The 18,485-nt window shown below is 70.3% G+C and carries 13 protein-coding genes and 1 tRNA gene; 8 read left to right on the forward strand and 6 right to left on the reverse strand.

What is annotated here, in order from left to right; all coding sequences use genetic code 11:
* Positions 1-64 precede the first annotated feature (64 nt).
* Positions 65-586, reverse strand: a complete 522-nt coding sequence (locus FXF68_RS36490; RefSeq protein WP_222870267.1) for a RipA family octameric membrane protein — start codon at positions 584-586, stop codon at positions 65-67.
* Between the two features lie 152 nt (positions 587-738).
* Here FXF68_RS36490 and FXF68_RS36495 point away from each other — a divergent pair, with 152 nt between their 5' ends.
* Positions 739-1,266, forward strand: a complete 528-nt coding sequence (locus FXF68_RS36495; protein ID WP_148767403.1) for a hypothetical protein — start codon at positions 739-741, stop codon at positions 1,264-1,266.
* 421 nt (positions 1,267-1,687) lie between these two features.
* Here the strand turns inward: FXF68_RS36495 and FXF68_RS36500 are convergent, their stop codons facing one another.
* Entirely contained in the window at positions 1,688-3,223 is a 1,536-nt protein-coding gene (locus FXF68_RS36500) for a hypothetical protein (protein ID WP_148767404.1), read from the reverse strand.
* 331 nt (positions 3,224-3,554) lie between these two features.
* Between FXF68_RS36500 and FXF68_RS36505 the strand changes: the two genes are divergently transcribed.
* Positions 3,555-4,826, forward strand: coding sequence for a tyrosine-type recombinase/integrase (locus FXF68_RS36505; protein WP_187438298.1), 1,272 nt, complete (start codon positions 3,555-3,557; stop codon positions 4,824-4,826).
* A 287-nt stretch (positions 4,827-5,113) separates the two neighbouring features.
* On the opposite strand, the gene FXF68_RS36510 is transcribed toward FXF68_RS36505, so the two are convergent.
* Together FXF68_RS36510 and FXF68_RS36515 are read right to left on the reverse strand one after the other, a co-directional pair.
* A tRNA-Lys gene (locus FXF68_RS36510) sits at positions 5,114-5,189 on the reverse strand.
* A gap of 240 nt (positions 5,190-5,429) precedes the next feature.
* Positions 5,430-6,716, reverse strand: a complete 1,287-nt coding sequence (locus FXF68_RS36515; RefSeq protein ID WP_148767406.1) for a cytochrome P450 — start codon at positions 6,714-6,716, stop codon at positions 5,430-5,432.
* A 25-nt stretch (positions 6,717-6,741) separates the two neighbouring features.
* On the opposite strand from FXF68_RS36515, the gene FXF68_RS36520 reads away from it, so the two are divergent.
* Both FXF68_RS36520 and FXF68_RS36525 read left to right on the forward strand, forming a co-directional pair.
* Positions 6,742-7,143: a PaaI family thioesterase gene (locus FXF68_RS36520; RefSeq protein WP_222870268.1), complete on the forward strand. Its 402-nt coding sequence runs from the start codon at positions 6,742-6,744 to the stop codon at positions 7,141-7,143.
* 1 nt (position 7,144) lies between these two features.
* Complete coding sequence (locus FXF68_RS36525; RefSeq protein WP_148767408.1) at positions 7,145-7,834, forward strand: dienelactone hydrolase family protein; 690 nt, start codon at positions 7,145-7,147, stop codon at positions 7,832-7,834.
* Positions 7,835-7,907: 73 nt separating this feature from the next.
* Here the strand turns inward: FXF68_RS36525 and FXF68_RS36530 are convergent, their stop codons facing one another.
* Positions 7,908-10,835, reverse strand: coding sequence for a helix-turn-helix transcriptional regulator (locus FXF68_RS36530; RefSeq protein WP_148767409.1), 2,928 nt, complete (start codon positions 10,833-10,835; stop codon positions 7,908-7,910).
* A gap of 100 nt (positions 10,836-10,935) precedes the next feature.
* Between FXF68_RS36530 and FXF68_RS36535 the strand changes: the two genes are divergently transcribed.
* On the forward strand, positions 10,936-12,012 hold the full coding sequence (locus FXF68_RS36535) for an alkene reductase (RefSeq protein WP_148767410.1): 1,077 nt from the start codon (positions 10,936-10,938) through the stop codon (positions 12,010-12,012).
* A gap of 260 nt (positions 12,013-12,272) precedes the next feature.
* Here FXF68_RS36535 and FXF68_RS36540 read toward each other — a convergent pair whose 3' ends face one another.
* Positions 12,273-12,743: a C40 family peptidase gene (locus tag FXF68_RS36540; RefSeq protein WP_148767411.1), complete on the reverse strand. Its 471-nt coding sequence runs from the start codon at positions 12,741-12,743 to the stop codon at positions 12,273-12,275.
* A gap of 917 nt (positions 12,744-13,660) precedes the next feature.
* On the opposite strand from FXF68_RS36540, the gene FXF68_RS36545 reads away from it, so the two are divergent.
* The 3 genes from FXF68_RS36545 (at position 13,661) to FXF68_RS36555 (ending at position 18,354) form a co-directional block, all read left to right on the forward strand.
* A complete protein-coding gene (locus tag FXF68_RS36545) occupies positions 13,661-14,434 on the forward strand; it encodes an SDR family NAD(P)-dependent oxidoreductase (protein ID WP_148767412.1) in 774 nt (257 codons plus the stop codon).
* An 8-nt stretch (positions 14,435-14,442) separates the two neighbouring features.
* Complete coding sequence (locus tag FXF68_RS36550; protein ID WP_148767413.1) at positions 14,443-15,207, forward strand: crotonase/enoyl-CoA hydratase family protein; 765 nt, start codon at positions 14,443-14,445, stop codon at positions 15,205-15,207.
* Between the two features lie 240 nt (positions 15,208-15,447).
* Positions 15,448-18,354 carry a helix-turn-helix transcriptional regulator gene (locus FXF68_RS36555; protein ID WP_148767414.1) on the forward strand — a complete coding sequence of 969 codons (2,907 nt, stop codon included), beginning with the start codon at positions 15,448-15,450 and terminating at the stop codon, positions 18,352-18,354.
* Positions 18,355-18,485 lie beyond the last annotated feature (131 nt).

Consider the following 18,485-nt stretch of genomic DNA (forward strand, 5'->3'; position numbering starts at 1 on the left):
ACCGATCGCGGAATTGCCAGCAGGCGGCAGGTGGCGACAGAAGCTCCTGTCTCTCCTCGGCGACTCAGAAGGCCAGCACGAGGAATCCCAGGGTGTAGGCGGTGATGAAGATCAATGGAACCCATCGCTCGACATGCGTCAGCGGAAGATATACCCGCCAATCCCGGCCTTCGCCGAGTTCTCTCCACTCGGTGGGATAGAAGGGCCGCGCGGGAAGGCGTTCCTCCAGCGCGCCGATGACCGCGAACTTCCCCCTGTTGAGTTGGCGGTAGGAGCGCACCAGCATCCACCAGGCCGCGCAGGCCGAAACCAGGATCATGAGCGCCGGCAGGAGCGTCCACACCGACAGCCGTTCCTGCACCCCTGGCAGCATGGCCGAGAGGAAGGTGACGATGAGGGAGTTGAAGGTTAAGAAGAACGTGTTGGCCAGATTGCGCCGCGCGCTGACGCGGTCTGCCATCTCGACGAACAGTTTGTACTGCTCCAGCACGGCATTCTGGTACTTTTCTCCGGGGTCGGTGTAGGTGGACGGATTGATCGACTCGTTCCAGAGGTGCTCGCGGAGACTGGTCATGCCTTCGATCATTCCGGAATCACGTCCACAATGCGTACGATCTGCTCAATCAATGGAATCGGCTAGTAGGGCAAGCGTTGTCAGGCACCGGAAGGGTTGCCGTGGGCCTTGTTTCAGTGAGAATGGGGAAGGGGAGTCTGGAACCCCATAGCAGGAGGGACGCCATGACGAGTCTCGCTGTAACCGGTCACATGGATCTGACGAAGAACAGCGTCCCCCTCATCCGTGCAGGCCTCGACGAACTGCTCAAGCCCTATGCGTGCGCCGGACTCACCGGCGTCTCCTGCATGGCCCGGGGGGCCGACTCCATCTTCGCCGAGAGCGTCCTCGCCGCCGGGGGCAGGCTCGTGGTCGTGGTCCCTTCGCAGGACTACCGGCGCACAACCGTCCCGGACGATCACGCGGAGACCTTCGACCGGCTGCTCGCCGCCGCCGCCGAGCTTCGCGTGATGCCGGCTCCGACCGCGAACCTCAAGGCCTACGAAGCCGCCAACACCATGCTCCTGAAACTCGCCGAACGCCTCGTCGCCGTCTGGGACGGTCGTGTCGGCGAGGGCGGCGGAACCGCGGACGTGGTGGACCAAGCCCAAGCATCGAACATCCCGATCGACATCGTCTGGCCGGCAGGAGCAGCGCGGCTGACCCCCACGCCACCCGCCAGCCCTTCCAGCAGAACCGTTAAAGAGTGGTGACGCGCGCGACGGGAACATGCTCTGGGCGGCTCACAAATGTGTTCCAGGGCCTGCTAACCGCCGACACCTACACCAGCGTGCTCTCTAAGCTCGCGCACACCGCTCCCGAAAAGACCGCCACGCACGTGCTGCGAGCCGGGTGGTGGGTGCCTGGCCCTGGCCCCAAACGGCGCCGACGACCACCGGTGCTCAAGCCGCTCGCTGCCCCACGTGCTAGTGGCCGGTTCGCCGCAGTGCTTGCTGCGTGGTTGAGAGCGTCAACTCCCGCGTCCTATGTCATCTCCAGGGGAATGGGTAACTGAACATCAGACCGCATTCAGCCCAAAGCAGGGGTCGAACGCCGGCGAGTTCGGCACGCCCGCAAACCTGCAATTCAGGCCGCGTAACTCAATCTTCGGCGGGGCGCAGCTCTACTGCGATTTTATGGTCGAGGTCCGGAGTCGGTAGCAAGGATGATACTACGGAGATCGGCGAGCGCGATTTTGCACATCAAAATGAACTCACTCTTCTGCAACCGTGGGCTGCCAATCGCGGCGCGCTGGAGCAGTCCGATGAACGTGCTGTTATTCAGGTGCCGATGAGCGGTCCGGGGGCCGAGTTGGACGCCGCCGCCTGGGCCAAGGGAGGCGGGGTCGTTGAGTAGAGCTTCGGCATAACCTAGCGCAATATAGTGGCCCGGGAGGATGTGGGCCGGGTTCGCGTACATAGCGCCTGCTTCCAGCAGTTTGGCGTACGTCCAGTCCTCACTCAGACGCCAGTCCTCGGCAGAGTCCTTTTTGTGAGGAAAACGATCCGTCCAGTACCGCATTCGCCGTAGCTGGTCACGGAAGCGCTGGTCGGGGTTCAGATAGCTGCGCTGATTAAGAATCTTGTATTGGACTCCAACCACAGATTGAAGATCATTCCGCAAATAGAGCAAGTCTACGCCGGTCCTGGATTCGACAGGCGTCGCGTTGATGCTCATGATCTCCATGAATCGACCGTCTCCGTCCGTAAACGTTTTGATGTCCGAACGGATCTGCTGGCTGGTATCGTTATCCCAGCCAGGGAACTGCTGGCTGTCATATTCGATCATCGCGGCTTCTGAGGAATTCGTTAGATCGGCCAAGGACAACCCGAGTCCCCGATCTCGTGTAACGCCTTCCCTTGTGCGATCTTCGGCAGCCATTCGCGCTTCCCGGCCAGCAGGGTCATGAGGCGATCCCGGCACCGTCAGTCCGACGGAAAATGGTTCGTCTGCCCGGTTGGGCGGGTGCCAGGCGTCCAGACCTGCTTGTGCTGTGGTAATACCCGCTGCCCGCACGGCCAGCACGATCGCATCTCGCTCTAGCCGCCAGAACGGTGCGGCTGGACCCCTGACTTCCAGCCGCTCATCTGCACCTTGGAGATGCGCAAGTACCTCGGCCAAGCCTGGCTGCAAGCTCACGACTGCCGATTTCAAGACAAAGACGTTCTGGTAGCGGGTTACGGCTCCTGCGTAGTCAACGCCAGCACCCCGCAGACGTTCCAACTCCTCCGCCCGCCAAGCTGCACCCCCATAAGGCGCTTCCAGTTCCCCGATCCGGTCCAGCAAATTCTGGAGGCCGATCGGCTCCTCCAAGTACTCGAGACGCACAACCTCCACAACTCGCTGGGTTGTTGTGCGCGTAGCCCTCGGTATGCCGTAGCCCACTGCGACCATCCGCACCCCAGCCGGACGGTTCCGGAACACCCAGCAGATACCGGCCTGGAAATTGACAGCTTCAGTGATCGCCCGGCGAAACGACTCTGCCGTGCTGTCCTCGAGCTCCGAAGCGCTCGCCATGATCAGATAAGCCGTCATCAGTCGCCATCCCTTGCCATGTTGGCCAAGCCCCAGCTCTGGCGATAAAGCGTATGTGATCCATACGCCGTTCGGGCCGACGGCGATGCTGCTGTGGGTCAACAGGCCCAGCAGCCGTATGCTCTCGACTCCCACCTGGGAACATGACGACAACCGTGCGTTTGCCACCCCACTGTCGCCGGCGGGTGAGCTGTACCGGGTTGGATGAAGTGTTTGAACCCGGTGTGGCCATGGCGAGGAGAGCATCGCCGTGGTCGCTCCTGGTTTGACCGTTCTGGTCAGGGCGTGCGGTAGGAAGTTCGCCACTGTGCGGTTCGGGTTGGTGTACGAAGCGTGCATGGCGAACAAGAGTGCTGGTGGGATCTACCGGCGATGTGGGTGCGCGGATCCGCGGACGGGAAAGGCGTGGGGAGACCGGTGCCCGAAGTTGGCGGCCGGCCGACGGCACGGGAGCTGGTATCTGCGGTTGGAGTTGCCGGTCGGTTCTGATGGCCGCCGCCGGCGGATCCGCCGTGGTGGCTTCACCACACGCAAGGCGGCCGAGGAGGCGCTGGCCCAGGTCCGGGCGCCGTCCGGTTCGGGTGGTGGGCTGGTCACGGTGGGCGAGTGGCTTACGCATTGGCTGGCCACCCGTTCCGGCGCGGCTTCGACCATCGGTGGGTACGCGAGTCACGTGCGTCTCTACCTGGCCCCCTATCTGGGGACGGTGGTGCTGGCCGAGTTGTCGGTCGCGCATCTGCAGGCGGTGTTCGCGAGCATCGCCCGTCACCATCAAGCGCGAGGAGCGCCGCTGACGCCGGCCACGCTGAACCGGATCCGGGCGACGCTGCGGACCGCGCTGAACGCCGCCATCCGTCGGGGGCTGATCAGCGACAATCCTGCGTCCCGGGTCGAGTTGCCCACGGCCCGGCGTCCGCGTGCGGTCGTGTGGACCGCGGAACGTGTGCGGCACTGGCAGCGGACGGGGGAGCGTCCGCCGGTCGCGGTGTGGACGGCGGCGCAGACCGCCGAGTTCCTCGACACCATCCGTGACCACCGCCTGTACGCCGCCTACCATCTCATCGCGCTGCGGGGGCTGCGGCGTGGAGAAGCGGCGGGGCTGCGCTGGTGCGACGTGGACCTGGACCAGGGCGTTGCGGTGATATCGCAGCAGATCCAGCAGCATCAGGGCCAGTTGACGGTGTGCCCGCCTAAGACGGCCTCCAGCGCGCGTGTCATCGCTCTGGACCGCACTACGATCCGTGCCCTGCGGGCCCACCGTGACCGTCAGCAGGCCGAACGGCAACGGGCAGGGGAGGGGTATCGGGACAGCGGCTACGTGTTCACCCGTCCCGGCGGTGATCCGTTGGGCCCTGATCGGCTGAGTTGCACCTTCCGCGCGTTGATCGCCGAACACGGGCTGCCGCCGATCCGGCTGCACGACCTGCGACATGGCGCCGCCACCCTCGCCCTCGCGGCCGGGGTCGAACTCAAGGTGGTGCAGGACATGCTCGGACACTCCAGCATCGTGCTGACCGCCGACACCTACACCTCCGTCCTGCCCGAGGTCGCGCACCGTGCTGCGGAGAAGACCGCGGCCCACGTCATGAAGGCGCGAGGCATAGTCCCGGGCACCAATCGGACCCGTCGCCGAGCACCCAGTCGGAAGAAGCGCCGTCGCGGCAGGAAGACGGCAACGCGTCCCGGAGCTTCGTCGGCCCATCCCGCACGCCAGATAGGTCACCCGCAGCGACGCTGAACCTCGGCCGTCAGCCGGTGATTGCGCACTTCTAGAGCCTTCCGGCTCCCTCGTCCCTCGCCGACGACCTTTGAAAGGCCAATTGAATAAGCCTCGCGTGTCGCCCAACCCGGGGTCGACGCGGTGATCAGTCATGCCCAGCGTGGGGGTGGGCCGCCGACCGAGATGGGAGGTCAGGCGGCTGTCCGGTGTGCCCAGAACGTCTGGGACCCAGGACGGCCTCAGTGTGGCCCCAGGTCGAAGTAGCCGGGGCCGCCGCTCTAGACGGTGTTTGCCCTGGTTAGGGGTGGTGGGTTGCGTGGGACTCGAACCCACAACCTACGGATTAAAAGTCCGGAGCTCTGCCAATTGAGCTAGCAACCCTCAAAACTCGTGGATCTACCTGCGGCTTCTTGGTCCGACCTTGATCGTACCCGGCGTACATGGGTGCCACAGCTTAGGATTCCGGCCCCTTGGGGCTGCCACGAGTGTAGAGGGCGGTCCTGGCTTACCGCATCCCCGTATCTGGGCGGGCTCGTCGGCCGGGGATCGCCGACGTGGAGAGGGCGATCTTGGGGGCGGCTGCGGTGACCGGGGTGGTGGTCTGTGGCTTTCGTGCTGGGGTCAGGGGGGTTGGGTCAGGTGGACGGGGAGGTGTTTCAGGCCGTTTTGGAAGTTGGAGGCCAGGCGGACGGGCGGGCCGGTGCGGGTGATGTCCAGGGGGAGGAGTTCGGTGAAGATGGCGCGCATCTGGGTGCGGGCCAGGTGGGCGCCCAGGCAGAAGTGGGGGCCGAAGCCGAAGCTGACGTGGTCGTTGGGGGTGCGGGTGATGTCGAAGCGGTCGGGGTCGGGGAAGACCGTTTCGTCGCGGTTCGCGGAGGCGTGGTAGACGACGACCTTGTCTCCGGCGCGGATGGCGTGGCCGCCGAGGGTGAGGTCGGTGGTGGCGGTGCGGCGGAAGTCCATGACGGGCGGCCAGTAGCGGAGCATCTCCTCGACCGCGGAGGGGAGCAGGGACGGGTCGGCGCGGAGCCGGGCGAGTTCGGCCGGGTGGTCGAGGAGGGTGAGGAGTCCGCCGGGGATGCCGTTGCGGAGGGTCTCGTTCCCGGCGACGGCGAAGAGGAAGAACATGTTCTCGAACTCGTGCGTGGTCAGGCCGCCGTCCAGCATCCGGGACATGATGTCGCCGGACGGGTTCTCGCGCTTCTCGGCGGCCAGCGCGTGGGCGTAGGCGAACATGTCGGCGAGGGCGGTGTAGGAGCGCGGGTTGATGGGGCGACCGTCCGGGTGGGTGGACGTGGTGGGCCGGTGGAGGGCCGCCTCGCGGGCGATGGGGCTCATGGACGCGGTGTCGGCGGTGGAGAGTCCGGCGTGTTCGTCGTCCTGGTAGCCGATGACGCGGGACGCCCAGTCGTACAGCAGGCGGCGGTCGGATTCGGGGACGCCCATGATGTGGGCCAGCGTCCAGACCGGGAGGTCGGCGGCGAGTTCGACGAAGTCGGTGTCCTGGCCGAGGGCGGAGGAGACCAGGGAGCGGGCTCGGTCGTTGATGGTTTCTTCCAGGGCGCGGACGGCGCGGGGGGTGAACGCGGCGGCGACGATGCGGCGCAGACGGGAGTGGTCGGGCGGGTCCTGGTTGAGCATCATCGCGCGGACGAACGCCAGGTCCTCAGGCGTGTCGGGGTCGCGGATCTGGGTGGCGCCGAGGTTCGAGGAGAAGAGGTCGGGGGAGCGCAGCACGTGCTTGACGTCGGCGTGCCGGAACACCGCCCAGTAGCCGGGGCCGGCGGGCCACGGGCCGACGGCCGGTTCCGGCACCCGGACGACCGGGGACTCGGCGCGCAGCTTCCGGAACGTTCCGTACGGGACGCCGGAGGCGTAGGTCGTCGGCAGGAAGATCTCCTCGTGCATGCCCTCAGCGTGCATCATGTCGGGTGTGACGGTGAAGCCCGAAGAAATCCTGCGTGCCAACTTCGCGCCCTGGGTCCTGGACCTGGGCCTGGTCGTCGAGGAGGTGGGGGACGGGACGGCCGTGCTGCGGCTGCCGTGGTCCGATCGGCTCGCCAGGGAGGGCGGCGCGATGTCCGGGCAGGCGCTGATGGCGGCGGCGGACACGGCCGTCGTGATCGCCGTGTCGGGGGCGAAGAGCGGGTTCGTGCCGATGACGACCGTCCAGCTCAACACCTCGTTCCAGCGGCCGGTGATCGGGCGGGACGTGATGGTGAACGTCGAGGTCACGAAGCTCGGCCGGACACTGGCGTTCGCAGAGATCGACCTGACCGTGGACGGCGGGACGACGGTCGCGCACGCCAGCGCCGTCTACGCGATCATCGGTTGACATGAGGCGCACCGAGAGGGTCGCCGTCGAGGACGGCGAGTTCAGTCTGCACGTGTGGAGCTCCGGGGCGGACGGGCCGGGGATCCTGCTCGTCCAGGAGATCTTCGGGGTCGGCGACTACATGGAGGCGGTCGCGGAGGACCTGGTCGCGCTCGGATACGTCGTGGGCGCGCCTGACATGTTCTGGCGGATCGAGCCGGAATGGTCGACCGTGCACAACGATGAGGCGCTCCCGAAGGGGGTGTCGATGGTCTCCCGGTTCGACTGGGAGAAAGGCGTCCAAGACGCGGCGGCCGCGCTGGCGGTGTTGAAGGAGCTGCCGGAGGTCGGCAAGGTCGGTGTGCTCGGCTTCTGCTTCGGCGGGACGCTCGCCTATCTGCTGGCCCTCGATGCCGACATCGATTCCCTGGTGTCGTTCTACGGGTCGGGTGTGCCGGGCGCGCTCGACCGGCTGGACGATATCCGGGCTCCGGCGCAATTCCATTTCGGCGGCGACGACGCCTATATCCCGCGCGAGGACGTGGCGGCGGTGGAACGCGCGGTCGCCGGACGGGACGGCATGGAGATCCACGTCCAGGAGGACGGCGGGCACGCCTTCCACAACCGCAAGGCGCCGATGTTCTACCAGCCGGGTCCCGCCGACCGTGCGTGGCGGCTCACCGAGGAATTCCTCGCCCGAACGCTCACGTAGCTCTCGCGAGGGCGCGCATCTGGTTGCCCGTGCAGTGCTCTGACCAGGGTCCGGGCGGGAGGGCGGGCGAACGCTATCGGGGTGGGGCGGTGTCCAGGGTGAGCTGGGCTAGTTCTTTGCGCGACGAAATCCCGAGCTTCGGATACGCCTTGTAGAGGTGGTATTCGACCGTCCGCGGGCTGAGGAAGAGTTGCGCGGCTATCTCGCGGCTGCTGGTCCCCGTGGCGGCGAGCCGGACGACCTGGAGTTCCTGCGGGGTGAGGCGGGCGAGGAGGTCGGGGGCCGTCGGTACGGAAGGACCCGACTCGCCGGTGGCGCGCAGTTCGGCGCGCGCGCGTTCCAGCCAGGGGGCTGCCCGGAGTCGCTCGAAGGTCTCCTTTGCCGAACGGAGCGGGACACGCGCCTCCGACCGCCGCCGCGCACGGCGTAGCCATTCGCCATAGAGCAGTTCGGTGCGGGCTTTCTCGAACGGCCGCGTCGACTCCTCATGCATCCGGACGGCCCGTTCGTAGAGTTCCCCGCTGTCGGAGAGCAGGGCCTCGCAATGCAGTGCCACGGCGAGCGCCCACGGCTGCCGTGCCGCCTCAGCCCACGCGCGGAACCGTTTTTGGGCCTCATGCGCGCGGTCGTGCTGCCCGAGTCGCACCGCCGCCTCGACCTGGTCGGCGGCGGCCATCATGCTGCCGGTGCTGTGCCTGCGCGCGCCGGACGCCATTCTTTCGAGGCGCCGGAGCGCGTCGTCGAAGCGGCCGAGGCCCAGGTCGAGAAGCGCCAGCGAGCACTCCGCGAGCTCGCCCCGCGGCGCCCCGGCCAGCAGCTCGCGCAGCCGTGCCTCGTCGCCCTCGATCGCGGCGACGCGCGCGAGGACGGCGCCGAGTCCTCCCGCGCGGTGCGGCAGGCCGGTGTCGCGGGCGAGCGCGACCGCCTCGGCGACGGTGGCCTCCGCGTCGGCGTGCAGGCCCATCGCGATCTGCGCCTCGGCCAGCGTCCGCAGGACGTTCGGCAGCGCGCCGACCAGGCCGTGCCGCCGATGGTGCGCGACCTCGGCCGCCGCCAGTTCCAGCGCCGCCTCGTCCGCCCCGATGACGAGCGCGAGCTGCGCCCCTCGAAGCCGCTCCCCGCCATCGAACCCGGCCCCCTTCTCATCCGCTGCGACCTGTCCCCGACCCGCGCCGAATCGGGACGCCTTCTCATCCGCGGTGAGCTCTCCCCGACCCGCGCTGAAGCGAGACGCCTTCGCATCTGCGGTGAGCTCTCCCGTGCCCGGAGACTCGCCATCGGAGTCGGACGCCTTCCCATCCGCGACGGGCGCTCCTGCGGCCGGGGACTCGTCGTTGATGCATTCGGCGGGTGGCGGGGTGCCGGGCGCGTGTAGAGGGCCTTCCGGGGTGGTGGTGCGGGTCTCGGTCACCAGTTGGGCCAGGAGAGGGATTCCGGTGGCATGGTCGCCGGAGGCCAAGAGGGACAGGCCGCGGACGGTGCGGTCGTCGGGGAGCAGTTCGGCGGCGCGCTGGACTGCGGGCAGTTCGCCGGACGTCCAGCCGTAGACGGCGCCGGTGCGCAGCATCGCGGCGCGTTCGGCGGGGGACGCGTTCGCCGCGTGGTCGACCATCATGCGGGACGCGGCGCGCGGGTCGCCGCGCTCGTGCTCGACCGTGGCGTGGACACGGGCGAGCCGCGCCCACTCGGCCGGGTCGTCGGTGAGCTTCTCCGCCTGGACGGCGAGCTCCTCGGCCTCGTCGAGCCGTCCCGCGCGCAGGATGAGGGCGGCGGCGGCGCTGAGGCGTCCGGCACGGGCCCGCGGGGCGGGCGTGAGGTCGGCGGCCTGCCGGTAGAGCGCCGCCGCCGTCGCGTAGCCCATGCGCGTGCGGGCGCGCTCCGCCGCGCGCTGGACGTCGGCGGCGGCGTCCTCGTCCGGGGCGAGGACGGCCGCCGCGCGGTGCCGGGCACGGCAGTTGTCGTCGTCGGCGGTGTCGGCCAGCGCCTTGTGCACGGCGATGCGGCGCGCCGCCACGGCGCCGTGGTAGGCGGCCGCCCTGATCAGCGGGTGGCGGAACGCGATGCTGCGCCCGCTGACCTCCACCAGCCGGGCGCGTTCGGCGGCCTCCAGGTCGGCGAGGCCGACCCCGAGGGGCCGTGCCGCGTTGAGCAGCGTCGGCATGTGCCCGCGTCCCTCCGCCGCCGCGATCAGCAGGATCAGCCGGGCGTTGTCCGGCAGCCCGGCGATCTGGGCGCGGAACGAGGCGAGCACCCGGTCGGCGACGGGCAGCGGGTTCGGGCCGAGCGGCGCGAGCGGGTCCGGGTCGAACGGCGCGCCGGATCCGGCAGAACCCAGCTCCTCCAGGGCGAGCGGGTTGCCGTCCGCCTCCAGGAGGACCCGGGCGCGGACGTCCGGGGCCAGCTCGCGCCCGTCGAGGACCCGCTCGGCGTCGTCGCGGCCGAGCCGGTCGAGCCGCAGCTCGGGCAGGCCGGTGCCGGTGAACGCGTCGTCCCGCGCGGCGAACAGCATCACGACGCCCTCGGCCGCCAGCCGCCGGGCCGCGAAGAGCAGCGCCTCGGCGGTCGGTGCGTCGAGCCACTGCGCGTCGTCCACGAGGCAGAGGACGGGGCCGCCGTCCTCGGCGAGGTCGGCGAGCAGGGTCAGCACGGCGAGGCCGGTCATGAACCGGTCCGGGACGGGCGCGGCGTCCGCCGCGCCGCCGAACGCCAGGCGGAGCGCAGCGGCCTGCGGGGACGGGAGCGCGTCCAGCCGGTCGCGGACGGGCCACAGCAACTGGTTGAGCCCGGCGAACGCGATCCCCGACTCGGCGTCGTTGCCGGTGACCCGCATGACGTGCGGCGGACCGTCCGCCGGGAGGAGCGCGGCCGCCTCGGCGAGGACGGCCGACTTGCCGATGCCCGCCTCGCCGCGCAGGACGAGCGCCGCGCTGCGCCGGCGGTCGCGTGCCTCGGCGAGCAGTCGGGAGATGCGCGCCTGTTCGTCGTTCCGCCCGTAAAGCACGAATCCAAACTACGGGCCCGATTACTGAAACCGCACGGATTCGCTCCGTAGCGGACGGCTCGTACGTTCTTGACCGGCGGAAACCATTGAGGAGGACGTTATGCGGGAACTGTTCGAGCCGCTGTCGACCGGAAAGTTGGAACTGCCCAACCGGTTGGTGATGGCGCCGATGACGCGCAGCCGGGCCGACGACGACGGAAAGGTGACCGAACTGACCGTCGAGTACTACCGGCAGCGCGCGTCCGCCGGACTGATCGTCTCGGAGGGCACGCAGCCGAGCGTCCAGGGCCAGGGCTACCTTTGGACGCCGGGCCTGCACACCGGCGACCAGGTGAAGGCATGGCGCCCGGTGACCGACGCCGTGCACGCCGAAGGCGGACGGATCTTCGTCCAGCTGATGCACGCCGGGCGGGTGGGGCACCCCGTCCTGTATCCGGACGGCGGGCTGCCGGTCGCGCCGTCGCCGATCGCGTCGGGCGGGCGGATCTTCACCCCGGACGGCATGCTCGACCACCCCGTGCCGCACGAGCTGACACCGGACGAGATCGCGGAGACCGTCCAGGACTTCGCGGACGCGGCGCGTAACGCGATCGAAGCGGGATTCGACGGAGTGGAACTGCACGGCGCGAACGGCTATCTGATCCAGCAGTTCCTCGCCGACGGGAGCAACCACCGGACCGACGCCTACGGCGGGACGGTCGAGAACCGCACCCGGTTCGCCGTCGAGACCGCCCGCGCGGTCGCCGACGCGATCGGCGGGGCCCGTGTCGGCTTCCGCGTTTCGCCCGGCGGCGGCAACGAGAACGGCGTCTTCGAGAGCGACACCCTTGAGCTGTACTCGGCGCTGCTCGCGTCGCTGGCTCCGCTCGACCTCGCCTACCTGCACGTGCTGGAGGTCGGAGACCGGGCGACGACCCGCCACGTCCGCGCGGAGTGGCCGGGCACGCTGATCCTCAACGCGCATCCGACGCCCGAGGCGTTCCCGTCGAGGCCGGAGCACGGAGCCGAGGCGCTGCGCGAAGGCGTGGCCGACGCGGTCGCGTTCGGCGAACTGTGGCTCGCCAACCCGGACCTGCCCGCCCGCATCCGCGCCGGAGGCCCCTACAACAAGGCCGACTCCGCGACGTTCTACGGCGGCGACCACAGCGGCTACACCGACTACCCCGTACTCAAGTAGTCCGTTCGATATCCCTACCGCCCAAAGTCGAACATGAGCACGCTCCCGCGCGGGGTCGCAAGGACGGCCGTGTACAGAGTCGTGAGGACGGCCGCGCACGGGATCGTGAGGACGGCTGCGCCTGGAACTGCGAGGACGGTCGCGTGTGGAGTCGCGAGCGTGGCCGCTTGCGGGCAGGTGCGGGGCGGGTGTTCGGGGACGGGGGAGGCGAGGCCCCGCGTGCGGGGGTGGCGGGGCCTCGCCGGGTCGAGCGGGCCCGGTTACAGTCCGGGACGGACTCCGCCGTTGAAGTTGCGCTTGTAGTAGCTGGTCAGCTTGATCTTCTTGACCCGCTTGCCCGAACTCGGGGCGTGGATCATGTAGCCGTGTCCGGCGTAGATGCCGACGTGCGTCCGGCCGCCGTAGAAGAACAGCAGGTCGCCCTTGACCGCGCCCTTCCAGGAGACCTTCTTCTTGACCGACCGGTACATCTGCTGGCTGGTGCGGGGCAGTTTCACCCCGGCCTTGCGCCAGGAGGCGCCGACGAGGCCCGAGCAGTCCCACGAGCCGGGACCCGAGCCGCCGTAGCGGTAGGGGTCGCCGATCTGCTTCGCGGCGTAGTTCACCGCGTAGGCCGCCTTCTTCTTCTGCCGGGCGGCCCTGGACGTTGAGGTCGTCGCCGCGACCGGTGCGGTCGCGATGGTGGCCCGCTGCGGCGAAGCCGCCTGTGCGGAGCCCGCCGGACCGGCCACGAGGAGCGAGGCTCCGAGCGCGGCGGTCGCGGTGAGCGCGAGGCCACCGTGGGTGATTCCGGTCTTCAGGGGAATTCGAGGGGTATGCAGAATGACTCCAGACCTCGCGGGTGGTGCCTACCGGGCAGCCGTCACCCCCGAGGACTTCGTCAAGGGGGGATGGTGCCGCGACCGCGCGATTCCACAGCGTTGTGAGGAATTGGGCGACGCTTCCGGTTCCGTGCCTCTCGGCGGCACGGATTCGGCGTCCGACGGCGGCGTCCGGGGGGACTGCTCGCGGGGTTCGCGCCGGCCGATCGAGGACGGCCGTACGCGCCTCAGCCGCACGTCGGGATGCGTGTTCTGTTATCTGGGCGGCCTGCTGTGCCGCTTGAACCGAGCAGGAACGTACGCAGAACGCGACGAGCATGGCAAATCCCCTAGGCCATTTCGGCGGCGGCGGGCGGCGGCGCCGGACCGGCCACCCCCACCGCTGCCTGCGCGGATTCTGATCGAATTCCGGGAAATGTGAACTAAGTCACGAATCCAGAAAGAAGATCGGTTCCATCGTCGGCCGCGCCGTCCGGCCGCGGAAGTGGAACGGCGTTCTGTGGAAAACTCGAACCGCGCCCACAAGTGTTGTGGGGTACATCACAGATAGAGAAATATGGCCAATATCGACATTCTTGCCACTGTCGGTGCCGAATTGGCGACGGTGAGTGGAGCGGTCCCGTCCTCGGCATCGGTCGGGCGCGCTGGCCGCATGGCCTATGTCGGCCGCACCGCCCGTGTCGCTCGGGTCGCTCGTGTCGACCGCACCGTGCCCGTGCTGACCCGCCGCCCGCGCCGACCCGCGCCGGGGTGTGCGCGGGGCGGCGGACGGCGGCTGGGTAGCATCTCCCCCGAACCACATTCGGTCTCTCACGTAAGGTGCTGCTATGGACTTGAACGGAGTTTCCGCCGTCGTATCCGGCGGCGCGAGCGGCCTCGGTGAGGCCACCGTCCGCGCGCTCGCCGCCGAAGGCGCCAAGGTCGTCGTCGCCGACCTCAACGAGGACAAGGGCAAGGCCGTCGCCGACGAGGTCGGCGGCGTCTTCGTCAAGACGGACGTCTCGAACGAGGAGCAGGTGCAGGCCGCCGTGCAGGCCGCCGTCGACACCGGCGCACCGCTGCGCGTCGTCGTCAACAGCGCCGGCATCGGCTGGGCGTCCCGGACGGTGAACCGCGACGGCTCCCCGCACGACCTCGCCTCGTACGAGACCGTCATCCGGGTCAACCTGATCGGCACCTTCAACCTGATGCGGATCGGCGCCGCCGCCATCGCGAAGACCGAGCCCGCCGACGCCGACGGCGCCCGCGGCGTCGTGATCAACACCGCGTCCGTCGCCGGGATCGAGGGCCAGACCGGGCAGGTCGCCTACTCCGCGTCCAAGGGCGGGATCATCGGCATGACGCTGCCCGCCGCGCGCGACCTCTCGGCGATCGGCGTCCGGGTGAACACGATCTGCCCCGGCATCATCGACACCCCGATCTACGGCCAGGGCGAGGCGGCGGAGGAGTTCAAGGCGAAGCTCGCCGCGCCCGTCCCGTTCCCGAAGCGGATGGGGCGCGCGTCGGAGTTCGCGCACCTCGTCAAGTCCCTGATCGAGAACGACTACATGAACGGCGAGACCATCCGCTTCGACGGCGGTATCCGCTTCCAGCCGAAGTGAGGCCCTGAATGTCCGACGCTGTTCTGACCGAGGAACGCGATGGCGTCCTCATCATCACCATCAACCGTCCCGAGTCGCGCAACGCGATCAACGGCGCGGCGGGGCACGGCATCGCCGCCGCCGTCGACGAGCTGGACGCCCGCAAGGACCTCTCCGTCGGCATCCTGACCGGCGCGGGCGGCACGTTCAGCTCCGGCATGGACCTCAAGGCGTTCCTCGCGGGGGAGAGCCCCGTGGTCGAGGGACGCGGGCTCGGCGGCATCACCGAGCGCGCCCCGGCCAAGCCGCTGATCGCCGCGATCGAGGGCTACGCGCTCGCGGGCGGCTGCGAGCTGGCGCTCGCCTGCGACATGATCGTCGCGTCCCGGGACGCGCAGTTCGGCCTGCCCGAGCCGAAGCGCGGACTGGTCGCGGCGGGCGGCGGCCTGCTGCGGCTGCCGCGCCGCATCCCGTTCCACATCGCCATGGAGATCGCCCTCACCGGCGACCGGTACCCGGCGGAGCGGATGGCCGAGCTCGGCTTCGTCAACCGGCTGACCGAACCGGGCGGCGCGCTCGACGCCGCGCGGGAGCTGGCCGCGCGGATGGCCGAGAACGCCCCGCTGGCGCTCGCGGCGACCAAGCGGGTCATCCTGGAGTCCGCCGACTGGACGGCCGACGAGATGTGGCAGAAGCAGCAGGAGATCACGCTGCCCGTCTTCACGTCCAAGGACGCGCAGGAGGGCCCGGCCGCCTTCGCCCAGAAGCGCAAGCCGAACTGGTCGGGCGAGTAACCGCCCCGCCGACGCCACCAGGACGCCCGGAACGAACCCGTTCCGGGCGTCCTGCCGTTTCCACGGGACGCTCTGTGGTCTGACGGGGGCGGTCTTTGGAGGCGCTCTGGGTTGGACCGATCGCGTTGGTCCGGGGGCCGTGCGGTGGACGTACCACTGCCCGGAACTGGGATCGTTGTGAGCGCCCCCGCGCGTGGTTATTGTCGGAGCGGCGTCCGATCCTCCGGAGGGGAGCGAGTTATGGACGTCGGTGCCGCGCCGCCCGCGGTCAGGACCGGTGCATCGCCGACGCTGGTAGGCCGTGCGGCCCTGCTCACGGCCTTGGAGTCCCGCCTCGCCGCGAACGGCGGCGTCGTCCTCACGGGACCGAGCGGCATAGGCAAGACCGCGCTGCTCGAAGCCGTAGGGGCGGCGGCCGCGGCCCGCGGCGAGTTGGTGCTGCGCGTCGCCGGTACCGAGACCGAGCGGTGGGTCCCGTGCTCGGGGCTGGCCGAGCTGCTCGACCAGCTGCCCGGCGCGCTGACCGCCGAGCTGCCGCGCGAGCGGCTCACCGGGCTGCCCGCGCCGCACCCGGCGCCGCCCGCCGGGAGGTCCCCCGAACGGCCGCCCGAAGGACCCGCCGAGCGGCCGGTCACCGACCGGTCGAGCATGGACCACGTCGCGTGCAGGCTGGCCTTCCGCGGGCTGGTCGCCCGGTGCGCCGACGAGCGCCCCGTGCTGCTGCTCGTGGACGACGCGCAGTGGCTGGACGCCGAGACCGTGCACGCCGTCCGGTACGCCGTGGGCAGGCTCGCGTCCCGGGGCGTCCGCGCGGTCGTCGCCGGACGCTGGCCGGACGGTTTCGCCGCCGGCGACGGAGGCAGCGCGCCGTGGGCGCCCGTGCCCGACGCGCTGCACCTGCCCGTCCCGCCGCTGACGCAGGACGAGCTGGCCGAGATGTTCGAGAGCTACGGCCTGCCGGTGCGCGTCGTGAACACGCTGCACTCCGACTCGGGCGGCAACCCCTACCTCGCGCTGGCGCTCGGCGGCGCGTTCACCGACCGGATCCCGCGGCACTGGCGGCCGGCGCCGCTGCCGCAGCGCGTCCAGGCCGTGATCGCGGAGCGGCTGGCCCGGCTCCCGGCGCAGGCGCACGAGACGCTGCTGATGGCCGCGCTCGCGATCCGTCCGACCACGGACCTGTTGCGCCGTGCGGGACGCACCGAGGCGGCCCGCGACATCCGCACCGCCGCCGTGCTGGGCCTGCTGATCACCGAGGGCGGCGGGATCCGGTTCACGCCGCCCGCGGTCGGGACGGTCCTCGCCGAGTCCGCCGACGCGCGGCACCTCGCGCGGGTGCACCGGGCGCTCGCCGCCGTCGTCCCGGACGCGGCCGGACGCGCCAGGCACCGCGCCCTCGCCGACCCCGGCCCGAACGCCGAGCTGGCGCACTCGCTGGTGACGGCGGCGGAGCAGGCCGTCCGGCAGGGCTCGCACCGGATGGCGGCGGAGCTGTACCGGCTGGCCGCCGACCGGTCCCCGGCCGAGCCCGCGGCGGAGCGGCTGGAATGGCTGGTCGCGGCGGCCGAGACGGGCGCGAACGGCGGCCTGCCCGACCTCGTGCACCGGGCGGCGGAGGCCGTCCTCGCGGCGGACGCGACGCGCGGCCAGCGCGTCCGGGTCCGGCTCGCGCTGCTGGACCTGTCCGGGCAGGGGCTCGCGGAGATGGGCGAGGTGTTCGCGGCGGCGCTCGTCGACGCGGACGGCGACCCCGCGCTCCTCGGCCCGCTCCGGCTGCGGATGGCGATCGGGCTGCTCGTGAACGGCGCGTCCGAGCGCGCGGAGCACGAGGCCAACGGCGCTCTCGCGCACGCCCGCGCGATAGGGGACACGGCACTGGAGGCCAAGGCGCTCGCCCTCCGCGCGAACATCTCCCTCCTGGAAGGACGCGGAGACTACGCCAGCGACCTGAAACGCGCCCGCCGCCTGCCCGAACCTCCACTCGACGGACAACTTCACACAACGCCCCGATACCTGGCCGCCTACTGCGCCATTTTCGAAGACCGTCTCACCGAGGCCCGTACGGAACTACTGCGCATGCTGGCGCTGGTGGAGCGCGGGTCAGGCGAAGAGGTCGTGCACGTCCTGCGGAACCTGTCGGAGGTGTCCGTCCGGACGGGACGCTGCCGCGAGGCGCTCGACTTCGCGGACCGTGCCATGCGCATCACCGAGCAGGCCGCGCTCAGCCCCGGACCGGCCTGGTACCACGGCGCCCTGGCCGAACTCGCCGGGGGCAGTGTGGACCGTGCCGTCGCGTTGGCCGAGCAAGGGCTGCGCGCGTCCGAGCAGGAGAACGACGTCATCTTCCAGAGCCGGCTGCTACACGTGCTGGGTGTCGCGTACATGCGCGCGGGCGACGTGCGTACGGGAGTCGACACCCTCCTGCGCATCGAGACGCTGGGGTCGTCCACCGACGAACACGAACACAGACGCGGGCCGCTGTCCCCGATGGTGCTGCGCTGGCACGGCGACCTCGCGCAGGGCCTCGCGTCCCTGGGGGACACCGAGCGGGCCGAGCGGGTGATCCGCGCGACGCGCGCCGTCGTCGGCGACCGGACGCGCGGCGTCGGCGTCGGCGGCCAGCTCGACCGGGCCGAGGCGTGCGTGCTCGCGGCGCGCGGCGAGCACGACCAGGCCGTCGCGCTGCTGCGCCGCGCCGCCGCGCTCTTCGAACGGCTCGGCCAGCCGCTGGAGGTCGGGCAGTGCCTCCTGGAGGAGGCGCGGATCGAACGGCGGCGGCGGCGCGGCGGCCCGGCCCGGCGGACGGCCGCGGAGGCCCTGGAGATCTTCCTCCGCTGCGGCGCGCGGCCGTGGGCCGAGCAGGCGCGGCACCGGCTCGCGCGGCCCGACGCGGCCGTCCCGGACGGCCCCGCCGCCGCCGTGCCCGCGACGCAGATCACGCTGACCGAAGGGGAACGGCGGATCGCGCTGCTCGTCGGCCAGGGCGCGACGAACCAGCAGGTGGCGCACCGGTTGTTCCTCAGCGTGAAGACCGTCGAGGCGTCCCTCACGCGGATCTACCGCAAGCTCGGGATCCGCTCCCGGTCGCAGCTCGGCTCGCTCCTCGGCGGAGGGCTGGACGGGCCGGGCGCCACCCTGTCCCGATAACGCACCCTCGTCAACCCCTTGGGTGTGTAGGGGTTTCCCTTGCGCCCCCTCCGATGTCCCTATGGATGGTGGCGAGCCGCGAACTTTGCGGTGACATGCACACAAATGCATGCGATCGTTCCCGGGTCAAC

It is taken from the genome of Actinomadura decatromicini (genome assembly GCF_008121305.1).
GTDB lineage: Bacteria > Actinomycetota > Actinomycetes > Streptosporangiales > Streptosporangiaceae > Spirillospora > Spirillospora syzygii.